At 52.4% G+C, this 19499-nt stretch carries 24 protein-coding genes and 2 pseudogenes; 3 read left to right on the forward strand and 23 right to left on the reverse strand.

Features of this window, described 5'->3' with window-relative positions; translation table 11 throughout:
* Positions 1 to 14: 14 nt before the first annotated feature.
* Positions 15 to 2579, forward strand: coding sequence for a spermine/spermidine synthase domain-containing protein (locus EBA_RS16655; protein WP_192375753.1), 2565 nt, complete (start codon positions 15 to 17; stop codon positions 2577 to 2579).
* A gap of 33 nt (positions 2580 to 2612) precedes the next feature.
* Here the strand turns inward: EBA_RS16655 and eutC are convergent, their stop codons facing one another.
* Both eutC and EBA_RS16665 read right to left on the reverse strand, forming a co-directional pair.
* Positions 2613 to 3404, reverse strand: a complete 792-nt coding sequence (gene eutC / locus EBA_RS16660; protein WP_192375754.1) for an ethanolamine ammonia-lyase subunit EutC — start codon at positions 3402 to 3404, stop codon at positions 2613 to 2615.
* Complete coding sequence (locus tag EBA_RS16665; protein WP_192375755.1) at positions 3401 to 4789, reverse strand: ethanolamine ammonia-lyase subunit EutB; 1389 nt, start codon at positions 4787 to 4789, stop codon at positions 3401 to 3403. Before EBA_RS16665 ends, eutC begins: the two co-directional genes overlap by 4 nt.
* Positions 4790 to 4986: 197 nt before the next feature.
* Here EBA_RS16665 and EBA_RS16670 point away from each other — a divergent pair, with 197 nt between their 5' ends.
* Entirely contained in the window at positions 4987 to 6429 is a 1443-nt protein-coding gene (locus EBA_RS16670) for a flavin monoamine oxidase family protein (protein WP_225616344.1), read from the forward strand.
* 459 nt (positions 6430 to 6888) lie between these two features.
* On the opposite strand, the gene EBA_RS16675 is transcribed toward EBA_RS16670, so the two are convergent.
* The 6 genes and pseudogenes from EBA_RS16675 to EBA_RS16710 form a co-directional block, all read right to left on the reverse strand.
* Positions 6889 to 7299, reverse strand: a complete 411-nt coding sequence (locus tag EBA_RS16675; RefSeq protein ID WP_192375756.1) for a hypothetical protein — start codon at positions 7297 to 7299, stop codon at positions 6889 to 6891.
* Positions 7300 to 7473: 174 nt separating this feature from the next.
* The gene (locus tag EBA_RS16680; RefSeq protein ID WP_192375757.1) at positions 7474 to 7683 is read right to left on the reverse strand and encodes a cold-shock protein; all 210 of its coding nucleotides are present in this window, start codon (positions 7681 to 7683) and stop codon (positions 7474 to 7476) included.
* A 127-nt stretch (positions 7684 to 7810) separates the two neighbouring features.
* Positions 7811 to 8936: pseudogene (locus EBA_RS24960) on the reverse strand (IS3 family transposase).
* A 124-nt stretch (positions 8937 to 9060) separates the two neighbouring features.
* Complete coding sequence (locus EBA_RS16700) at positions 9061 to 9462, reverse strand: type II toxin-antitoxin system MqsA family antitoxin (protein WP_192375758.1); 402 nt, start codon at positions 9460 to 9462, stop codon at positions 9061 to 9063.
* Between the two features lie 2 nt (positions 9463 to 9464).
* Positions 9465 to 9737 (reverse strand): annotated as a pseudogene (locus EBA_RS16705) (type II toxin-antitoxin system MqsR family toxin); the annotation flags it as partial.
* 74 nt (positions 9738 to 9811) lie between these two features.
* Positions 9812 to 10204, reverse strand: a complete 393-nt coding sequence (locus tag EBA_RS16710; RefSeq protein WP_192375759.1) for a hypothetical protein — start codon at positions 10202 to 10204, stop codon at positions 9812 to 9814.
* Positions 10205 to 11029: 825 nt separating this feature from the next.
* Between EBA_RS16710 and EBA_RS16715 the strand changes: the two genes are divergently transcribed.
* On the forward strand, positions 11030 to 11413 hold the full coding sequence (locus EBA_RS16715) for a hypothetical protein (RefSeq protein ID WP_192375760.1): 384 nt from the start codon (positions 11030 to 11032) through the stop codon (positions 11411 to 11413).
* A gap of 234 nt (positions 11414 to 11647) precedes the next feature.
* Here EBA_RS16715 and EBA_RS16720 read toward each other — a convergent pair whose 3' ends face one another.
* The 15 genes from EBA_RS16720 to EBA_RS16790 form a co-directional block, all read right to left on the reverse strand.
* Complete coding sequence (locus EBA_RS16720; RefSeq protein ID WP_192375761.1) at positions 11648 to 11860, reverse strand: type II toxin-antitoxin system HicB family antitoxin; 213 nt, start codon at positions 11858 to 11860, stop codon at positions 11648 to 11650.
* The gene (locus tag EBA_RS16725; protein WP_192375762.1) at positions 11857 to 12042 is read right to left on the reverse strand and encodes a type II toxin-antitoxin system HicA family toxin; all 186 of its coding nucleotides are present in this window, start codon (positions 12040 to 12042) and stop codon (positions 11857 to 11859) included. The genes EBA_RS16720 and EBA_RS16725 overlap by 4 nt, the downstream gene beginning before the upstream one ends.
* A 48-nt stretch (positions 12043 to 12090) precedes the next feature.
* A complete protein-coding gene (locus EBA_RS16730; RefSeq protein WP_192375763.1) occupies positions 12091 to 12828 on the reverse strand; it encodes a DNA cytosine methyltransferase in 738 nt (245 codons plus the stop codon).
* A 127-nt stretch (positions 12829 to 12955) separates the two neighbouring features.
* Positions 12956 to 14245, reverse strand: coding sequence for a zonular occludens toxin family protein (locus EBA_RS16735; RefSeq protein ID WP_192375764.1), 1290 nt, complete (start codon positions 14243 to 14245; stop codon positions 12956 to 12958).
* Positions 14245 to 14595: a hypothetical protein gene (locus EBA_RS16740; protein WP_192375765.1), complete on the reverse strand. Its 351-nt coding sequence runs from the start codon at positions 14593 to 14595 to the stop codon at positions 14245 to 14247. Before EBA_RS16740 ends, EBA_RS16735 begins: the two co-directional genes overlap by 1 nt.
* An 8-nt stretch (positions 14596 to 14603) precedes the next feature.
* Positions 14604 to 16100: a hypothetical protein gene (locus tag EBA_RS16745; protein ID WP_192375766.1), complete on the reverse strand. Its 1497-nt coding sequence runs from the start codon at positions 16098 to 16100 to the stop codon at positions 14604 to 14606.
* A 73-nt stretch (positions 16101 to 16173) separates the two neighbouring features.
* Positions 16174 to 16398 (reverse strand): hypothetical protein, encoded by a 225-nt coding sequence (locus EBA_RS16750; RefSeq protein ID WP_192375767.1) that lies wholly within the window; start codon positions 16396 to 16398, stop codon positions 16174 to 16176.
* A 67-nt stretch (positions 16399 to 16465) separates the two neighbouring features.
* Positions 16466 to 16693 (reverse strand): hypothetical protein, encoded by a 228-nt coding sequence (locus EBA_RS16755; protein ID WP_192375768.1) that lies wholly within the window; start codon positions 16691 to 16693, stop codon positions 16466 to 16468.
* A 45-nt stretch (positions 16694 to 16738) separates the two neighbouring features.
* Complete coding sequence (locus tag EBA_RS16760; protein ID WP_192375769.1) at positions 16739 to 17011, reverse strand: hypothetical protein; 273 nt, start codon at positions 17009 to 17011, stop codon at positions 16739 to 16741.
* A 2-nt stretch (positions 17012 to 17013) separates the two neighbouring features.
* Complete coding sequence (locus EBA_RS16765; RefSeq protein ID WP_192375770.1) at positions 17014 to 17310, reverse strand: hypothetical protein; 297 nt, start codon at positions 17308 to 17310, stop codon at positions 17014 to 17016.
* Positions 17311 to 17312: 2 nt separating this feature from the next.
* Entirely contained in the window at positions 17313 to 18395 is a 1083-nt protein-coding gene (locus tag EBA_RS16770) for a replication initiation factor domain-containing protein (protein WP_192375771.1), read from the reverse strand.
* A 258-nt stretch (positions 18396 to 18653) separates the two neighbouring features.
* Positions 18654 to 18860: a hypothetical protein gene (locus EBA_RS16775; RefSeq protein WP_192375772.1), complete on the reverse strand. Its 207-nt coding sequence runs from the start codon at positions 18858 to 18860 to the stop codon at positions 18654 to 18656.
* Positions 18853 to 19068 (reverse strand): hypothetical protein, encoded by a 216-nt coding sequence (locus tag EBA_RS16780; protein WP_192375773.1) that lies wholly within the window; start codon positions 19066 to 19068, stop codon positions 18853 to 18855. Before EBA_RS16780 ends, EBA_RS16775 begins: the two co-directional genes overlap by 8 nt.
* 22 nt (positions 19069 to 19090) lie before the next feature.
* Entirely contained in the window at positions 19091 to 19240 is a 150-nt protein-coding gene (locus EBA_RS16785) for a hypothetical protein (protein WP_192375774.1), read from the reverse strand.
* Positions 19241 to 19259: 19 nt separating this feature from the next.
* Positions 19260 to 19475: a hypothetical protein gene (locus EBA_RS16790; RefSeq protein ID WP_225616347.1), complete on the reverse strand. Its 216-nt coding sequence runs from the start codon at positions 19473 to 19475 to the stop codon at positions 19260 to 19262.
* Positions 19476 to 19499: the final 24 nt, after the last annotated feature.

Below are 19499 nucleotides of genomic sequence, written 5' to 3' on the forward strand. Positions count from 1 at the left end.
CGGCTTCGACTGACATGTGTTCCCGCCGGGCTCCTCTGATCTTGATGACGGCCTCCGGCTTTGCCGGCCTGGGGTATCAGATTGTCTGGACTCAGCAGTGCGCGTTGTGGCTGGGCCATGAATCCGCTGCAGTGCTGGCGGTAGTCGCGGCCTTCTTCGGCGGCTTAGCACTGGGCGCACTGGCAATGGGACCGCGCATTGAAAGTAGCGCGCATCCGCTACGCTGGTATGCGGCCTGTGAAATGATCATCGCGTTGTGGAGCGTGGTGCTTACGCTTCTGATGTCACCTGTAAGCGAACAATTACTTGACGTTACCGGTACGCAGCCGTCCCCGGTGTGGCAGTGGCTGGTAGCGTTTTGCGGCACATTTCTATTGCTGCTGCCGGCTACTGTCGCTATGGGTGCAACCCTGCCAGCCATGGAGAGAGTGACTGCCCGGTTGCGGGCCGAAGGCCGGTCCATCGCCAGGCATTACGCCGCCAACACCTTTGGCGCGGTGATCGGCGTGCTGGCCGCCGCGTTTTGGTTAGTGCCGGCATTGGGCCTGGCACGCACTGCAGCCATTTGCATCGCGCTTAATCTATTCTGCGCTGCGCTATCGCTTGTCGCATTGCCGCATAATTGCGAGCCAGTACAACAGGCAAACCCCGTTTCGCCAGAATCGCGTCGCACGCTGGTACGCCTGGCTTTTACCGGCCTGCTAGGCATAGCTTATGAAGTCCTAGTGGTGCGAGTGCTGAGTCAGGTATCCGAAGACACCGTCTACACCTTCGCAATGTTGCTGGCAGTGTATCTGGTGGGTAGTGCGCTTGGCGCTGCGGCTTACCAGCGCTGGCTGACTCAACACCGTCATAGGGAAATGCTTACCGACCAACTGCTTTGCGCGCTGGCAGTGGCTTGTCTAACCGGCACAACTAGCCTGTGGGTGTCCGAACCATTTAAAGCCACATTGCTTGAAACTTTAGGTGCCAACACAGTAACAGGCATCGGTGCCGAAGCGGCCTTGGCTATAGCGGCCTTCGCGTTGCCCACGCTGGTGATGGGGGCCTTGTTCAGCCATCTCAGCGCCTGTGCAAGCGTCTCCGGCATCAGTTTCGGGCGTTCATTGGGCGTCAATACCTTAGGCGCGGCGGTTGCACCCTTGTTGTTCGGCGTGTTGATGACTCCTTTGCTGGGAGCGAAATTCGTGCTGTTAGTGATTGCCGTTGGCTATCTGGCGCTGACGAGTAAACGTTCATGGTTAAATCCCATCGTTTGGCTACCAGCAGGATTTGCTTCGGCACTGGCCATTTGGGCGCCACCGCTGACTTTCGTCGAAGTCCCCGCTGGCGGACGCTTGGTCAGCTATCAAGAAGGCGCGATGGCCGCCGTTAGCGTGGTGGAAGACGCCGACGGCGTCGCGCGACTGCGTATCAATAGCCGGCAACAAGAAGGCAGCAGTTCCAGCCTGTTGGTCGATGCCCGACAAGCGCTGTTGCCGGTACTGCTGCACCCGGCTCCGCAGCTCGCGCTGTTCCTGGGTTTGGGTTCGGGGATGACCGCAGCTTCCGCAGCCGAATATACAAGCTTGCAGGTCGAAGCCGTGGAACTGTTGCCGGAGGTTATCGACGCATCGCAATACTTCAGACAACTGGTATTTGCAGGCGACAACCCTCGACTACGGTTAATCAAGGCCGACGCTCGCCGTTACGTGCGCACCAGCCAACAACACTACGACGTCATTGTTTCGGATAACTTCCATCCGGCGCGCAGCGGGTCCGGTGCGCTTTACACTGTCGAACACTTCCGAGCCGTGCGCGAGCGCCTTGCCAGTGGTGGCCTGTTTTGCCAATGGCTACCCTTACATCAACTCGATCTGGAAACCCTGCGTAACATCGTGCAGTCGTTTATAAGCGTCTATCCGGACGGGGCGGCCATTCTGGCCAGCAATAGCTTAGAAACGCCGGTGCTGGGGTTGATCGGACAACAAATCGGCGGGCACTTCGACGTCGAGCACTTGCACGCGCATTTAGCCGGCTCAAGATTGCCGATGGGCACTACGCAGTTTGGCGTTGAAGACGAAGTCGCCTTACTTGGCAGCTTCGTTGCCGGGCCGAAAGCACTGGCCCGCTTCGCAGGCAATGCCGCAGCCAACACCGATGATCGCCCTGTGGTTGCCTACCGTGCACCGCGTATTGCCTATGCGCCGGAATCATTGCCACGAGATAGACTGATTAACTTGTTACATGAAGTTTCCATCGAACCGACGGAGATTATTGCCGCCACCGATGCGGCCTTGACCCACCGTCTAGCCGCTTACTGGTCTGCTCGAAACCGCTACATCGAGGCGGGCAAGAACATACTGCCGTCCGCAAATCTGCGCGATATATTGTCACAAGTGCGCGAACCGCTACTCGCCGTGTTGCGTATCAGCCCGGATTTCCGCCCTGCGTACGACCCGCTGTTGCGCATGTCAGCCGCCCTTGGGCGTACCGATGCTCAGGCTGCTCGCGCACTACTCACGGAGCTGGCCAGAATACAACCCGCGCGCGCCGAAGCGGAGCTAGCCTTACGGCAAATGGCCGATACACAGCATTGAACCTCTCGCTCTCGCCATCCCTAGATAAAGTCTTTATGTTTTGGAGATGCTAGGCCCTGAACTGCAAGACAAATCGGTATTCCCAGCCAGCTTAAACTCCGGCATATCGTCCTTGAGCATTACCCCGGAGAAGCCTGTTAGCAAGGCCTGTTCGCTCAGATAGACCAGTTTGGCGGCCGCAGCGCTAAAAGACAGACCCGCGGGCGGACGAATGTTGGAAATGCAATTGCGTTCGGCATCGGTATTACCCGGTTTGGGTGAGTAGCTTAAATACATACCCAAACTATCGGCGGCGCTGAGACCGGGCCGCTCACCGACTATGATTACTGCCAGCCGCGCTTTCAGCAACATCCCAATTTCATCCGCCAGGGCCACCCGACCGTCAGCGACCAGACAAATCGGCCCCAGCCGCAATCCCCGCTCGGTATATGCGGCAACCACGGCTTGCAGCAAGGCCAAACCATGATGCTCTACCGCGGTGGAAGATAAGCCGTTGCTGACAATTACGGCCACGTCGATGGCCTGGTTTTGCCGGGTCGCGAGTAAGTCATGGCTGGATTGCAGCAGACGGCGGCCAAGATCGGGACGTTGCAAATACTGCGTCCGACTGCTTACCGGTGTCGCCAGAATCAGCGTTTCCAGTGCCCGCTTTTCCGCTGCCTTGGCAAAGCCATCCACATCCCAAGATTGGTGTACCGCATCCCGAGCGCTGGCATGAGCGAATTGAAAATCCAATAGCGCGCTAGTCGGCAGACTGCAACCTACCCTGCCTTGCGCAATTCTCGCTTGGGTAAATTGGCTTAATGCAATCCAAGGATCGTTCATCGTTGAGCTCTCGGCAAACCGTGGAAGTTATTCAACAGTGGCGTACTAATACGGCCATCCGCCAAACGGTTTTGACCGTCGAAAATACCCATCCGCTCCAGCCAAGCCTCAAACTCCGGCGCCGGCCGCAAGCCCAATACTTGCCGCAGATACAGCGCATCGTGAAACGAGGTACTTTGGTATGCCAGCATCACGTCATCAGCGCCCGGTATGCCCATGATGAAGTTGCAGCCCGCCACGCCCAGCAGCGTCAGCAGGGTATCCATATCGTTCTGATCAGCCTCGGCATGGTTGGTGTAGCAAATATCGCAGCCCATCGGCACACCAAGCAGCTTGCCGCAAAAATGATCCTCCAAACCGGCGCGGATGATTTGCTTGCCATCGTATAAATATTCCGGGCCGATGAAGCCGACCACGGTATTCACCAGCAACGGATCGAACGCCCTGGCTACCGCATAAGCTCGCGCTTCGCAGGTTTGCGCATCGATACCGTGATGGGCATTGGCGGATAAAGCGCTGCCCTGCCCGGTTTCGAAATACATCAACTGCCAGCCAGCATTCCGGCGCCCCAAGGCTTCGGCCATGGCCTTGGCTTCGTGGAGCATTGCCAGGTCGATACCGAAACTGCGATTGGCCGCTTCGGTGCCGGCGATGGATTGAAACACCAAATCCACCGGCGCGCCACGCCGCATCAATTCCATGCTGGTAGTCACGTGAGCCAGTACGCAAGACTGGGTGGGAATTTGGTATTGCGCAATGATCTCGTCCAGCAAATTCAACAAGGTGTGGACATTGTGCAGATTGTCGGTGGCGGGATTGATGCCTATCACCGCATCGCCGCTGCCGTAGAGCAAACCATCCAGAATACTGGCGGCGATACCGCGCGAATCGTCGGTTGGATGATTCGGTTGCAGACGAGTGGACAAGCGGCCCGGCAAGCCAATGGTACTGCGAAAGCGGGTAACGACCCGACAACGGCGGGCTACGGCAATCAAATCCTGGTTGCGCATGATTTTGCTGACCGCGGCCACCATTTCCGGCATCAAGCCTGCGGATATTGCCGCCACATCGTTCTGCTCAGTTAACAGCCAATCGCGAAACTCGCCCACGCTTAAATTCGCAATCGGCGCAAACGCTTGCGGATCATGGCGCTCCAGAATCAAGCGGGAGACCTCATCCTGTTCCGGCGCAATCAAAGGCTCTTCGATAAACTGCCTCAAGGGCACATCGGCCAAAACTCGCTGAGCAACAGCACGCTCAACTTCGGAATCCGCCGCCAAACCGGCCAATTCATCCGCTGCCCGGCGCGGTGTCGCCTTGGCCAGCAAGGTACGCAAATCGTGAAAGTGAAAGCTTTTGCCTTGTGCGGTTGCGGAATAATTCATCAGTCAGGCAGGTTTCTATGGGACAAAACCCGAGAATACGACAAGTTTGTGACCATTATGTGACGCGACAGGCCGCATACATTCAGTTACGCTCAGGTCACCTGCCTGCAACATTTGGCTTGTACCGTAGCCAGAATTCGCTGCCGATTTCGATTGTTAACCGGCTTGCAGCTCATCAACACCCCAAGGCGACGCATATGACTACCCTATCACTCACGCAATTCAACCGTTTCGTCTCTTTGATTGTTTTGGCCGTGTCGCTGAGCCTGCGCTCCGCAGCCTTACCCGCCGAACCACTTACCGCCGATGTATTGATCGTCGGCGCGGGCCTGTCGGGTTTGAGCGCCGCCTATCATTTAAAGAAAGCCGGCAAAACCGCCATGATTTTGGAAATGAGTCCGCGTGTTGGCGGCCGCATCCACACCGCTACTTACCCGGACGGCACGCATGCCGAAGTGGGGCTGGAAGAGTTTTGGGAAAATAACCCGGCTATCGCGATTTTCCGGGATTTACATGTGCCGATGGAAACGGCTTACAGCAGTTTTTCCAGTTTTTATTACCAGGGCAAGCTGTATCCGTTTACGCAAAATACCAACCCGGAGTTTCTGGCATCGGTGCTGGATACCGACGAATTGCAAGCCTATAGGCGTTGGGACGCAAAAATGGCCGAGCTGTATCGGCAATTGGATTTGCGGCCCTTGTCCGAGGCTATGCTGGCGCTGCAAGAGATTTCCTTCGCTGACTGGATCGAAAGCACCAGCGGCCTGTCACCCAAGGCCCAAGAGCTGGTGCGCATCGAAACTGAACCGGAATACGCCACCTCCTGGCGAAAAATCAGCGCGTTGGACGGCATTGCCGAATGGCATTATTTTGCCGGCAACGGTCTCGCGCCCCGCCATGTAGTTGGCGGTAATCAGCGCGCCGCGCAGGCGCTGGCCAATTTTATCGGCCGGGACCGCATTCTACTCAACCAGCAAGTCACCCACATCACCGCCACCGACAACAATGTGGAAGTGCTCACGTCCGACCAGGTCAGCTTGCGGCAAAGGGTATTCCGCGCCAAGTACGTGATCACTGCCATTCCATTGTTCCGGCTCAACGACATTCAGTTTGCTCCGCCGTTGAGCGCAGAGCGAAAACAGGCTATCCAAACGCAATCGGCCGGCGCCTACTTTACCGCACACGTCACGGTGGATAAAGCCGCCAGCAGCTTCTGGACCCGCGCCGGCAACAGCATATTGCCGATTATGACCGACAGTCCGCTGGGGGTGATTTATGAGGGCGAATCAAAATCCGGCGGAGATGCGCTGTTGAATTTATTGGTCAGCGGTGCGGACGCGGAGCGCTTTAACTCGCGGATGAGCGATCCGGACCAGATTAGAGAAGCTTTGCTGGCGGCGTTTGATAAACAGTGGCCGGGTTTCCGGCAATCGGTCAAACGGATGAGTTTTTACCGTTACCATCCGCGCGCGATAGCTTCATGGCCGGTCGGCCACTCGCGCTTCGATAGCCTATCGGAGTCGTTAAGAAAACCGCAGGGCCGCGTTTATTTTGCCGGAGATTTTACCGAGGACAGCCACTCCAACGGCGCCAGCCAATCGGCACTGCGGGTGGTTAAGGATATTTTGCAGAGCGATTAATTCTGGGTCGATTCGGCTATTAGCTTAATCCAAAGCCTGGATTAAAGTAAGCTTTGCGACGAACACATAGAAAGCCTAACAACGCGGAAGGGCAGCAGGGATTCGCACGGCGGCTTCTGTAAACTGGTTATAATTTGGAATAGTCAATGCGTAAGCACTATTTGTTGTGTCTGCGGTGCAGTTGTCGACATCTGCATTCATGCTCCGCCAACACTTTGGTCAGTCGTTTCGCAGGCCGGTTGCAGGCAGGTCTCGGGGTTTTGATAGTCAGAAAGCAAGCTATCGATGAGTTCGGTTGGGATTGATTTCGGTAAGGCCATAAGCCTCCCTAAAGCACCGGCAGTTTCTTGCCTAATGCCCAGTTACACAAAAATACTTACACATCTGGATGTTATGCTAGTTTCTAGGCCAATTGATTAAATATCGAGCGAGAATTTCTTCTGATTGACAAACGGGAAGCTATTCAAGAATTTCCGCAAAATAGACGCTCAAATCGTCTTTCTTTCCATTAGTGATGCGCTTAAGTACTTTGGCAAGGGGAAAAATCCAAGTTTCGCCATCCAACAAACCGATAGCTTGGTGGTCTGGGTTAATCTGCCATTCACCACCCTTATTTTGACGATACACCTCGCCTATATAGCTACCGAGCATTTTACAAACATTTTGGACGTCATTATCAGAGGGCTGCTTACGAAATAACCTAGCAATGAACCCTTTAGGTCGAGTATGAAACAAGCGATTTGCCAACGATTCGATATGTTCGATGCTCTCGACTGTAAAATCAAGCGAGATACCAAAATTGCTAAGAGCGAAAGTTACGGCATTTGCAGCATATGCTGCCATTATTTCGTCTGGACTCGGCTCTGTCATCGTTGATTCAGAAAAAAAGATTCGAAGGTTTTTATAGTATCGCTAATGAAGACACGCCATCACCCGTGGCAATGAACGTCAAGATCGGGTCTGATTTGAAAAGCTTACCTATTCTTGTAAATGCACAGCAAATATTTACTATCTGCCATGCATTTTTCTACAAATACTGTCCGCTTATAAAGGGATGACGTTTTCTGCTTGTGGACCTTTTGCGCCGGCAGTTACTTCCATGGTGACTCTTTGACCTTCTTTCAGTGACTTACGGCCACTACCTTGAATCGCATTGAAATGTACGAATACATCTTTGCCGCCGTCTTGCTCGATGAAGCCGAAGCCTTTTTCATCGTTGAACCACTTAACTTTGCCTTCTACTTGTGCAGCCATAAATCTCTCTCAATTAAAAAAAACGTTACTTCCATAATGGAAGCTTGGATTATCCCTTATTTTGGACTGAATAGATATTAAGTTGACTTCAGGAAAATGATCTTGCCCCAATTTCACAGACAGTTCACTAAGCGACAAATTTAAGTTCAAAAGCTTCAGGGGCATATATCCCAACTTTGAATGAAGCCGTTTTTGATTGTAGTACACCTCGATATATGCGAAGACATGTTGTTTGGCAACTTGGCGGATTGTAAGCCGCTCACCGTGGATCGCATCCACTTTTAAGCTGTGGTTCCCGCTTTCCATGGCCGTATTATCGTAACAATCGCCTTTCTTGCTCATACTGCCAATTAATTGATGTTTGCTCAGCAGCTTTTGGTACGCCGTTGAACAATACTGGCTGCCGCGATCCGAATGCACAATCACACCCTTGGGCAAATGACGCCGCCAAAGCGCCATGGTCAAAGCATCGCCGAATAATGTGGCGGTCATGCGTTCTGAAATTGACCGGCCGATCACCCGCCGCCCATACAAATCCAGTACGACAGCCAAATACAACCAGCCTTCGTCAGTCCAGATATAGATGATGTCGGAGACCCATTTTTGATCCGGTCGATCGGCCTCAAAGTTCTGGTTTAACCGGTTGGGCGCAACCGGCCAGGAATGATTGCTATTGATGGTTGCCTTGTATTTTCTGGCCGCTTTCACCCGACAGCCATGGGTTTTCATGATGTGGCGATTCGCGGCGCGCCGGAACGCGCATGCTCATCATCAAACACCCGTTTCACTTCACGGGCTAATTGTGCACGAACCTGTGCCCGTAGCGAAGGCGCACGGATTTTCCAATGATAATAACCGGCCTTGGAAACCGATAGCGCCCGGCACATGAGGGCGACAGCAAATTCAGATTCATGGCTTTTAATCATGGTGTACCTCACGATGGGTTTTTCGCGAAGTACCCATAGGGCATAAATACTCTGCCGCCTTTTTTACAAAGGCTAACTCCTGTGCCAGCCGGGCATTTTTACATCGCAACCGTGCGAGTTCGGCCTGTTGCAGTTTTGATCTTCAAAAGGTTGGACCGTCTGGCGGCTTTAGGACACCCAGTTGTAAAGCATGGATTGGGCAATACCCAAATCTTGAGCCGCCTTGGGCACACCGTCGCGATTGGCTCGTTCGATGGCTTGCTCCTTAAGCTGCGGCGTATATTGAGTGCACTTGACTGATGATGGTTTGGATTCGTTGGTTTTCATAAGACTCCTCAGGTTGCTGAGATTACTCTCTTAGCTGGGTGTCTGGGAATTGGGGGCAAGATCATTGCTGTTTACTGCCTTGATTTATAGCTGAGTGTCCCACGTGACAGCGCCCAAAACTAAGCTAAGCTGTCCGAATCTCGTCCAATAAACCGGGGTGCCGGTCTAGGACTTTTAGAAGTTTGACCAGTGCCAGCGGTGGCTTGGTTTTGCCGTTCTCGTAGCGGGAAAAAGCATTGATACCGCCGCCGAATATCTCCGATGCTTCCCGCTGGTCAAGCGCCAGTTTTTTACGGACGCTGGCAATAAAGCTGGGGTCAACAATCGATGCATTGACCTGTTTGTTAAACTCCATCATCAAGGCCATGGTTCGCCGCGATTCGTCGGCATCGGTAATCACTTCATCGCAGGCCGGGCAAAATTCGCCGGTTACGTCCGAGATAATCGTAGGCTCGCCTTTGTAGGTGTAAGGCATGTCTCGGGTATCCCCCACCAGCTCGGCAGCGCCGCAAGACGGACATTTCATAATCACAACTCCTTAAACGAAACGACCAACACATCATCAACGACGGTCAGTTTCAGATAAACATCGCCGGCCAAGGTTTTGGGCCGATAAACATCCTGCCAAACCTTATGGTCGGCATGGGTGGTCATGTTCTTGAAAAAATCCACTATGGTTAAACCCAAGATTACCGCCAGCATGCCATCAAAACAAAACCCCAAAGCCGCCGCGCCTTCCCGTGCGCTTTTGGTCGTCCTAACCTTACCGTCGGCAATTAGTGCCTTGATAACCGACAGCTTGCAATGGGGTGTTGGTCTTCCATGGCTGAGATATTAACCTAATTGGTTAGTTACAACAAATCCGAAACCAAGCCTTAATGCTGTGCTATACAAGCTTCGAAGCTATCCGCATCAATCAACACCTCGCGACCAATACGGCGAATGCTGCGAGCAAAGCCTTTGGGTTTGTGGTCCTCGGCGTAAAATATCAAATACCGCAGGCCACCTTCCCTGATAGCCGGATAAGCCTCGACGGTTTGTTTTACCGTGTACAGCCGTTTGCCCAGTTGAATGGTTTTTGCGGGCAATTCCGGGGGCGTCTGGCGCTCGATACTATCTAGCGACTTAAACGTAAAATTGACACAATCGATAAACGCTAAGCACGGGTTAACGTCCTTGTCAGGCAGCGGCACCATGACCGCCGTGTACTTGCCAGCCTTACCCAACGCGATAAAATGAAACTTTTCCAGGGCCTTAATGTTAGGCAAACTGTCGAATTCACTAGGCTCCTCACCCCCTGTTAGTAGTAGTGGGGGGAATCGATAAATTTGCACCATTCCCCAAAAAGACCGGTTAGCATGCCGGTTTTTTAATGTCGGAAGGGATGTTTTTGGGCGGCGGACGTTTAATACAACTTGTTTCAATCGAAGCCGTAGCACTAGCGTAGCACCAATAAAAAAGGCCTAGATGAGTTAGCACCTAAGCCTTTGATATATATGGAGCTGGCGATGGGACTCGAACCCGCGACCGGCTGATTACAAAGCCGTTTTTATAAGTCACTTTGCGTCACTTCAATTTACTATTTCTTTTAATATCATTAGCATATCAATTTATCCAGTCACTTTTAGTTACTGTTCACAACTATAAAATGGACAGTTTATAGACATCTTAAAACACCACTAACAAAGCATAGTTGTTAGCTGAGCTTATATGTTTCCCTACCATCCTCTCCGCGCTTCGCTTGGCGCTACGCGGTTGTTGGGTTTTTCGCTATGGGGGCATATATGGCCTGAAGCCCCCGCGAAAAACCCAATTGTTCTAATTTAAACGCACCCTTCGATAAAGTCCGTAGATCTCCCTCACTGCGATTATTACCGTGTCTCCGCGCGATACGCGACGAGCAGCCGACCTCACTCTATCAAAAAAGGGAGTGTAGCGAATACGTGAAAGCCTCAAGGGTTCGTTGCACCAAAAAGCAAAAAATAGACGCTATTTTTTGACTTTTTGTTGAGTCGATTTTTTCCTTTTTGCCCTTGACCCTTTCACTCCTGCTCGCTGTATCGGTTTTTTTGATACAGCAAGGAGATAAGGCCATGAAATTAGAAACAATAATCGTAACAATGGATGAATTGATCAATCTATTCGAAAACCTGATGAAGGACGATAAAAGCCAGGATATTGAAAGCCTGGAGAATTGGAGAAGCAATATTAGCAACAAAATTTCAGGCGTATTTTTCCTGGTCAGAAACTGCTGGATATACGACAAAGAGCTAGAAGAAGTTAACCACGCAAAAGTGTTTTCAGAGCTAGAAAACCGTTATCAGGATGATTTAAGCGAACGTTGGAGAAAGCACTACGAACGAATTGCCGATTTAATAAGAACCCGGACAATCGAAATTGCGGCAGAGGTTGAAGAGGAATGGAGTAGCGTAGATCCGGACGAATGGGAACCCGAAGAAATGTATCCATATCACTAAAAAACGAAGGGGCGAAAGCCCCTTTTTTTATATCTCGTACCCCCAACGCTCGCCGCTGGGCACCCCTGCCGGATGTTGCCGGCAGGGTTTGATAGCTTGATTTTCTAGTCTCGCAGTCAACCGCCGCAAGCTAAACCCAAAAAATTAGACAGCCCTTGATACGCCGCAGGTTTGCGGCTCTTTTGCGTCGATTTTTTTGGGTTTCAGTTGACTGTTAAAGGTACGTGCCCAGGCTCAAGCGGCCACTTCGACGTATTCGGCTATGGAATGGGCGACGGGGATGGGTTCGCCGGCATCGGCTATGCCTTCGAGATGAAAGGCGATAGCGTCGTGCATCAAGGAGCGAGTTTCCGCTTCGGTTTCCGCAGCCGCTATGCAGCCGGGTACGTCGGGACTGTAGGCGGAAAAACCTGTTTCGGTGGGTTCAATGATAATCAGGTATTTCATTTTAAGCCTGCCTGTTTGTATATGCTGTTAAGCGTGCCTGGTGCAACGTCGTCGCTAGGTTTACCGGATACAGTGACCACGCCGGGCTTTTCTGGATGCCTGAATTGGCGATGACTGCCTTTAGTACGATCAAGCCGCCAGCCATCTTCCTGAAGCCGCCTAAGTATTTCGCTGATTTTCATTATAAAAGGGTTTTAAGCAACGTTACGATAATTAATTTTAGCAACGCATTACGCTAATTGCTTTTTGAATTGCCTATCAAAGGCCCGTTTGCGACAGGCACCGTCATAGTAGATTCGGCGACCCGTTACCGGACGTCCGCAGGAACAGGCGCAAAGGGTTACGCCTGTCGTTCGGTTTAGCACGGCTTGAGCCAGGGCGTAGGCCATGCCATAGGGTACGCCGTTACCGATGGCTCGGGTTAAAGCGCCACGCGTAAAAGCGGGTATGTCGAAGTCAGGCGGCAAGCCCTGTAGGCCGACAATCTCGGCTAGCGGCCTGTTGTCGTTCGCAAGCACGGTGGCGTTACTCGCCGGCGACTTTTTGCGGTCGATGCGTAACGCCGAGCCGTCGAGCGCGCCGAATTGCACATGACGCAATCGGCGTTGATCGTGGCCGAACTCGGAGGCGTTGAGGTCGAGGCGTTGCCAGCTGTAGCAGTCGATTCGAATATCCGGCACGCCTGGCACGTTTTCAGCTAACCACCATTGCGGTTTCGCTTCGGTGACCACCCGGACAAATTGATGCAGCATATCGGCGCCCTCGCCCGTTTGTTCGATACGTCGCGCTTTACTGAAATCCTGACACGGCGGACCGCCAATCACGCCGTCGAAACGGCCGGCCGGGACATGAAAGCGGCGTATGTCGCCGCCGAAGATCAGATCCGGACCGCGCACGACGCAAAAGCCGGCATCTTCGAAGCCGCGATCCAGCAGTCCGATACCGGGAAACAAGGACAGTACCAGCATGTTACCCGGCCGGCGCAAATCGAATCCGGACAGTAACGCTTGGCGTTACTTGGCCAGGTCGTCCGCTACCTGGTCGGTAACGGTTATGTCGCCCTTGCACGTTGCCGCCTGTTTACATAACAAAACATTACGACCTTTCGACATTGGCGGCCCTAAATGTGGGGTTTTCATCGCTATTTAGCCTTGTTTGCGTGCTTTGCGGCACCTTGCCGTACACGTCAATCGGCCACGCCGTAACGGCTATAGACTGCATACCCCGGTGCAACTCTAGCCCATAAGGCCGCACGCCCCATGCCCAGCCGAAGGACTCTAGCTGCTTAAGGTCGAATCGCTCTTTAACGTGGTTGGTTTCGTCCATAAATTCTACGTAACCAACCGTTTTTGGCTCTCCCCTTGGCCCAGTCCCCGTTATAAGCCCCGCCAAGCGTGGCTTGAACTTTGTCACTATCTGTTCAATGTATTGCGCATGACTCATTGCCTTTGGCAATTCCTTTGGCTTTTCCTGTTCCGCCCTTGCCTGTTCTGGCTCTGGACGCCTAGCCGTTGCCCGTTGCTCAACCTGCCCTTGCTGTACCTCAGCCGTGCTTGCCTTGGCAACCTTTACAACGTCTTGCCCTCCCGTCATAAATGACACCAGATACCACACGGCCACTACGCCAACAGCTAAAGCACCCGGCAAACCGTAACGAATGGCCGACGACTTGAGCAGGTTCGCCCTATCATCGTTATAGGTGGCCTTATTACTAGTGCCGTCAGTATGGCTTTTATAGAGGCCGAAATACTTTTCGTCGTACTTGCCTTGACCAGACCTGAGCTGTACAAATTTGCCTTTGTTCGCCTTAAACGTCGTCCAGGTATAGCGGTCTGCCATACCTACAGCGTCCAGCTTGACAAAGGTTATGAGCTGGTCAATGCGTCGTTTCCATAGCGCGTGGCAATCACGGTGGTCTTGACCCATCACAACAATGTCAAGCCCACGGTGGCCGTGCTGGGTGATAAATTGCGTTATGCCGTCGCCGAGCTTTGCGCGATCAGACGGCCAAAAGTCTTGCAGTTCGTCAATGATGACTAAGCTGTCATTTTCCACATGGTCATAGATGGTCTTGACTTGCTCGGCGTCCACTTGATGCAAAAGCCCTGGATAGGTCTTGATAGTCCAGGAATCTTTGCCCTTGCTAACACGTTGCTTTTCCTCATCGGCCAGCGCGGCGTATTCCTGAGTTGTTAGCGTCCTATGCTCTACCCTGCCCTTTATTTCATCAAGCGGCTTACCGGTAATCTCGGCAAACTTTTCGTGATTAAGGCCTTCAATATACGCGAACACTTTGCGCCCCGCCTGGAGCGCAGGAATAATCCGATTAATAGCAGCTTCATAGCTTTTTCCCGATCTCGGCAAGCCCTCATGAAAAATTATCATTACCAGTGACCCAATGTAACCAGTTTACGCACCATGCGAAACGTCGCCGCCGCACCCAAACATGCCAAGCACGGCACAAGCCCCGCCCGGTCGAGAAAATACACCGTACCGGTTGCAGCCGGGATTGCATCTACCGCAACCTGCAAACTTGCCGCGCCTGACATGCAGCAGTCGAGCATGCCATTGAACAGGCTAAACGCGCCTATCAGAGCATCAACAAACTTATCGAATATGACCAGGGGCAGGTCATATAGCGCCGCCTTCATGCTTTCATAGATCAGCCGCAACCACGCAAAGAGCGCGTCGAAAGCGCTGGTAATGCCGTCTATCATCCAGTCAAAAAACTTCATATCCGCCCTTACAAAAATGCCCAGGTAAACGCAATCAGCAACGCCACTACATACATGACTGCTCGAACCACCGGCCAGACGTGAGAGTCCATTACAGGTGCGCACTGTTGATCGATAACAATTTCCGGCGTTAGCGCAGTATGCGGAATAGTCCACGTTGGGCAATTAGACGCCGGGATGGTCAGCTTAAAAATGTTCGTTAGCGTTTGGCCTATTTGCGTGCCTAGCACGCCGTCCTTTAACTTGGTCATCGACGCGCCAAAGGTTTTGCCGCTATCTTGATGCAGTCCTTCAGTGGGGACGCCTGGACGGTATCCAGCATGCGTGGAGCTAAGCCCCGCGAGTGAATCCTTTATGTCCTTTGTATTTGCCGCCGTGCTTGCCGTATTCAATTCGACCTTGCTTAGGTCTATTTTTTGCGATTGCTGAGACAGGCCATAAGCCAAATTTACATCGTTGTTCACCGTTGAAACTGTCGTCTTTGTACCGTCCGCGCCGGTTGTTGTTGTTCTGGTTTGGGCCTGAGAGCCTTGTATAGACGGCTGGATAGTTTCCTGCTTTGTGACAGTACCATCGGGGTTATTTGTAGTCGTTTCCGTCGTTTTAACTTCGGGCTGACCAGACAAGCAATAGGTTTTGCCTGCTACGGAGTAACATGTAGAGCCTGGAGGCTGTGTCTGTACCTCTTTAAGGCATGTGAATTGCCCGTCAGCATAGACGCAATTATTGGGGTCGGACGCGCAAACCTTAGACGTACCGACATAGACACAAGGCGCGGTCTGTTCATCTGGCGCAGGTTTGACACACGTTGAACCTAGCCCCTCACCAAGCGGGGATAGTATAAAATCTGCCGGACATGTCTTAACATCAGGACACGATGCCGGGTATTGAACTGTTATGCCGTCGCCGCAATCGATTTGCGGACAACTCGCCAAGGGAAAATCGGTGTAATCGGCATCAACACACGCAGACGGGGAACCCGTGACAATTTGCGAACATTTAGGCACAAAGGCATTTACATCGACACCCACAGCCGAACACATAGGCGCGCCGTCAGTGACGCACGTTGCCGACGTGGTTCCGCCTGATGTTGTTGGATGATGTTTACCGGTAGGACAATTGGCAACACAAACACCAGCTATAAGGGTTTGGTCTGCCGTACAAGGCGCGACACAGCTTGAGCCGTCCGCAATGAGTTCTTGATTGTCTACGCTACAATATGGCTTGAATCCTGCCCCACATGTCGTAAAAGGCTGGTTCATGCCGTACCATTGCGCGGCATAACCTATCAAACCATCGCCGACACAAACGGAAGAAGTTCCTAAAGCACCATAGTAGTTGCAATTGCCAGCACTATGACCGTTAGCATCTGCGAATACCGAACAAGCGCTATACGCTGCTGTAGTGTCGGCATATCCGGGACTAGCCGCAAATACGATATTGGAAAACGACATTAATAAGAATAGAGCAGCGAGGCGAGTCACGATTGAACTGGATTTGTTCATGACGAAAACCCTTGTATAACCGCCCAGGAACACACAACGCCTAACAGAACAAACAATAATGCCCACAGCATTTCTAATCCTCGTCCCCGTCGTCATCGTCGCCGTAGTCGTCGTCCCCAAAATCCTCACCGTCGCACCAGCCGTTTTGATCGACTACAGTTTCTTCATACCAACCGCAACGCAAGCATTCCATTACCTTGGTAAACACTAACGGTTTCCATTCGTCGCTTGCCCATCTGACATCGCCGCCGCAACATGGGCAAGGCTCCGCATGTGGATACTCTCGGAAATTAGGCATAAAACCCCCTAGTTCAACAGTAAAGCGGGGCTTTTGACCCCGCCTTGTTTTTAGGCTTTTGGCCTGATTAGCCGCGGAACCAGCCAATGACTTTATTAAAGCCCCACTTGGCGACACCAGGGAGGATTTTGATTGCCGCGACGGCCGTGATAGCCGCCACGATGGTGGTGGCATCAATCGCCCCGGTGACGCCGGTAAAGTCAAGAGCCGCGTTTGCTGGAGTGATACCCACAGCAAACAACGCCACGGCACTCATGAGAACGACTTGTAAAAACGTTCCTAATCTTTTGAACATAAATTTCCCCTTTTGAGGTTGATTGAATTGGGCTTTTGGCCCGGTTTATTCGCCCTGCTTTTTTTCGAACCAGCCGATGACCGACTGATACGCCCAGGCAGTTAGATAACAAATGACCGGCAGAGCGAACCCGATCATAAAAGCCTGCTGGAGGTCGTCCGCTATCGGAATAGCGAACAAATCCGTTAACGTTGGGGCATCCGTGTAGCCTTGCGCCATCACCGCGATATATTCCGCTGACGTGCAACTGTTGGCGGCGGCAACTTCGACGCCGGACACCGCGCCCGAAGGCGATACGGCTAAGCACAGATAAGACATGTTTATCCGGCCTTAGCGACTGGCGGCTGGACGTTGACGATGTAGTCCTTAAACATGCCTTTACCGGTGGCGATTTTCTCGAACTCGACTTGCAGCTCAACCACGCCTTGTCCGAACTGAATTTTCTGGAGCTGCTCTTTAATCTCCGGCAGTGCCCGAAAATCCACACCGGCGAGACCGCGCTGGTTGTCTTTGCTTTCCATCCGCGCGATGGCGTAAACGGTGACGAAGTCATAAGGCGTGCTGTCTTCAAGCGTGCCTTTTGAGTGTTTCCAGCCTAATGCTTTGATTTTTTCCATGGTTATTTGCCCCTTGCTGTGTCAATGTTGAGTGGTATGTCGCCAGCCTCGAAAACTAGCGGTTTTTCGGTGTGGATAAATTCATCAATTGCCAATTGTTCATGCGTATCGAAATTGATGTTTTTGGGTAACTGTTCTTTACCCTTGGTCAGCATCTTGATGGTCTCGTCGGCTCCAAATAAGGCCGAATGCATCCAGATATGCTTACCAAACTGGTGGCGAGTCGTTTCAACCGATCTTTGCACGGTACTTTTCGCCGTGTTTTTGAAGGTCTCGACGCGCTTTTGAACGTGATGGAACTTTGCCAAGGCCGGATAAGCACCGGCCAGATATTGCCCCGGACGCAGCAAGCTATCTAACGGGATAACTCTATCTTTTGCGCCTAGCTCCAATTCAATGCGAATCCAATCCGGATAAAGCTCATGGAAGCCATTCGCCAGCTGTAAGCCTTTTTCGTAGATCCGCAGCATTTTCCCGGACTCTTTAGAACCCAGATACAAGGTGCGGCCTTTACCGTCGGGCCTGATCCAATTGCCCTCTTGTCTGACTTTGGGGAATCCCCTGAGCGAGAACATGCCGGCGTGGTAAAGCTGTAGGTAATCGTCCATGCCGGTTTCGCTGGCGAAGTTATCGGCGGCATAATCGACGCGGGTTAGCTTGGCACCCGGTATGGACCGCAAGAACTTGTAAAGCCGCATTTCCCATCCGGGCTTAGCAGCCATAAGCCCCTGCCCCTTCACCGTGACAAGCACCGAATCCCGCTGGCCCCCTATCGAAACCGTTCCCCAGTTTTGAATGCCCATGTTCCAGGTTTCTTTGTAGAAGTTTTGGCCGCTTGGCAATTTGTGCGAAATGCCATACCCGAACACGTCGTAAAGCCGGGCAGATAGACAGTGCAAATAATCGTCGTCGCTCACCGCCGGATGGCCGGTTTCCAGCTCCAACGGGAAAGCGTGCGACTTAAACGTAAAATTGACCCAATCGATAAACGCCAAACACGGGTTAGCGTCCTTGTCAGGTAGAGGCACCATGACCGCCGTGTACTTGCCAGCCTTACCCAACGCGATAAAGTGAAACTTTTCCAAGGCCTTAATACTCGGCAAACTGTCGAATTCACTGGGCTCTTCGTTTTTTCCCCCCCTGTTAGTAGTGGGGGGTTATCGTCGGCGGCTTCAGCGGCCAAGGCCGCTTTGAAGCTCGCCGCGTTACGCAAATGACGCGGGAATATCGACGCGTTCATCCGCGCATACTTCACACGTTCTTCAAGCGTCAATGGCTTTGTCGGCCTGATCTTTTTCTGTAAGCGCTCGTCCAGTTCATCCACCGGAATCGGGTTAAAGTCCTCAAGCATGACCGCCCCCATGCACTAAGGCGCTCTGGCTAGACTCAATCGCCAATAACGTGTCTATCTCGGGATTCCAGAACAACAGCCTCAGCAAGTCGTCATAGGTTTCCAGGTAGTCGGTGTATTCCATGCGAGTGGCGGACGCTTGGTAGACCAAGGCCGCAAACATCGGAAAGTCGGAGGGTTTGTTCGGTTTATTAGCCATGACTAACCGCCTTTTTGGCTTTCGATTGCTTGAAAGCGTCGATATTGTCTAACGCTGCTTGAATGTGTTTTTTCTCGACATGGCCGACCAGCAACAGCGATAAGCCCCGGAAAGATTTGCGCGCCTCTTCGTAACTCGAACGGCCAAAGCGGTATTCGTTAACGAGGAATTCGCAGGTTTGTTTTAGGTTGCGTTCGGAAACGATCATGGATACCTCTCGGGTTACGGTGTTAGTCGCGACGATTGCCGGCCGATAAGGCAACGGCGATCAGGAAGCCCGCCCAGACTAGCGGCACAAACCAGTAGTCAATCGTTTCCGGCATTTCTTTGGGAAACACGGCAGCGCCTATCTCGGAAATAAATTGAAGTAACGAATCCATTGCGGTCTCCTCTCTCGGCCTAGCGCGGAAGTTGTTCGATACAGGTTTGGGTTAGCTCGACCAGGTTTATCAGGCGATGTTTGCCGATGATGATGGTCGGGAGATAACCCCGGTTTACCCAACCGTCTATCACGCCGAACGGTATGCCGGTTAGTTCGGCAAATCGTTCTCTATGCATCACCGGGACGAAGGGCGACAGCGGCGATGGCTGGGCTTGTTCCATGTTTTCAGGCATATGGGTTACTATTAATGGTTGTTG

The organism is Methylomonas albis, from assembly GCF_014850955.1.
Taxonomy (GTDB): domain Bacteria; phylum Pseudomonadota; class Gammaproteobacteria; order Methylococcales; family Methylomonadaceae; genus Methylomonas; species Methylomonas albis.